The following is a 424-nucleotide window of genomic DNA, read 5'->3' on the forward strand; positions in this document are numbered from 1 at the left end:
TCGGCGGTGGCCGCCCCCATCAGCAGCGCGGGGGTGCTCTTGTCGCAACCGCCCATGAGGACCGCGCCGTCCACCGGGTAGGAGCGCAGCAGCTCCTCGGTCTCCATGGCGAGCAGATTGCGGTAGAGCATGGGCGTCGGCTTCTGGAAGGTCTCCGAGAGCGTCGACACCGGGAATTCCAGCGGGAATCCGCCGGCCTGCCACACCCCGCGCTTGACCGCCTGCGCGCGGTCCCGCAGATGGACGTGGCACGGGTTGATATCGCTCCAGGTGTTGAGAATCGCGATGACCGGCTTGCCCAGGTGCTCCTGGGGGAGGTAACCGAGCTGGCGGGTGCGGGCCCGGTGGCTGAAGGAGCGCAGGCCGTCGGTGCCGTACCACTGATGGCTGCGCAGCTCTTCGGGGGTTCTCCGGGGGGTGGCGG

The 424-nt window shown here is 69.6% G+C and carries 1 protein-coding gene; it reads right to left on the reverse strand.

Annotated features, from left to right (window positions below):
* A partial coding sequence (locus tag CCN51_RS57960; RefSeq protein ID WP_425444780.1) for a dihydroxy-acid dehydratase domain-containing protein occupies positions 1 to 424 on the reverse strand: 424 nt, incomplete at both ends.

The organism is Streptomyces milbemycinicus, assembly GCF_002154605.1.
Lineage (GTDB): Bacteria > Actinomycetota > Actinomycetes > Streptomycetales > Streptomycetaceae > Streptomyces > Streptomyces milbemycinicus.